The 1,068-nt window shown below is 51.1% G+C and carries 1 other RNA gene; it reads left to right on the top strand.

The features are described 5' to 3' along the window. Nucleotides 1-638: 638 nt before the first annotated feature. Nucleotides 639-980: a transfer-messenger RNA gene (gene ssrA / locus GH663_RS20855) on the top strand. The last annotated feature ends 88 nt before the right edge of the window (nt 981-1,068 follow it).

Here is a 1,068-nt window from a genome sequence, read left to right as displayed (position 1 = left end):
GATCTAGCTGCACCTCTTAGCAGGTTGATAACGCCGAGCGCGTTCATCATACATTGGTTCTTATCCGGGCGGGCGTAACGAGGCGGGGATCTCAAGATGATCCCGCAGTGCCGGCATGTATGTTACGGTATCCTGTACCGTTCGTTTCGGTAGGAATCCCACTTGGGGTTCGATTCCCCAATCGCCTTGGGAGCGATTATTGGTATAGTACTCGATTTCCATCGAGCCACAAATTGAAGCGTATTGAGAATTAAGACACCAAGGGGCAGAATCTCAGGCGGCTACTATAGCGCACTGCGGAAAGGCTTTGTAATCCGTGGATACCGATAGTGCGGCAGCAGGGGAGGCTTTGGCAAGGACAGAAGGATACGAAGGCTGACTGAAGCAGGGGTTAGCTTTTAAATCAAAATGTCCTTCCGAACCTCCCGGCAGGCCGCCTGTCTCAAACGTGATTCCGCCTAGACCGCAGCGGGGTTCTGTCATCCATGGTGGAAGGCATCAATTAACGGATGGAACGGCATGTAATGTGTATTCCGAAAGGTAGTTGATTACCCATGTACTATCTGAAAGGGAAACAGAAAACAAAATCGAGATTTCGTCGGTTGTTTTCAGGATTTGTCCCCTAGCAACTGGAAACTGGCAGGTTCGAGCATGAGCAGCGAGTAGTGGGGACGCGTCCGCTTCATCAACGCTAAAGCCTATTAAACGGCAAACAAAACAACAACTACGCTTTCGCAGCTTAATAACCTGTGTGCGTGCTTCTACCCTGCATCGCCCATGTGACAGGGATAGGGGCTAACAAGTAGTGGGATACGCTGTCTGGTCTCCGCCTGGGGTCAGCAGAAGAAGATAATCAGGCTGACCCAACGTATAGCCGGTTACGGGGCGATACTCGGGTGACATCAAAACTGTGACTACACTCGTAGAAACTTATGTGCCGTTATCTTCGGACAGGGGTTCGACTCCCCTCGGCTCCACGTGAGCACAACCCGGCCAACAGGGTAAGTTGGACCTTGAAGCAGATGCCGGGCCAAATCTGCACAACTTAATGCTTAGCCCAATAATGTT

The organism is Dechloromonas hortensis (genome assembly GCF_009469765.1).
GTDB lineage: Bacteria > Pseudomonadota > Gammaproteobacteria > Burkholderiales > Rhodocyclaceae > Azonexus > Azonexus hortensis.
Note: the sequence above shows the minus strand (reverse complement) of the source record. Positions and strands in the feature narration are given on the sequence as shown.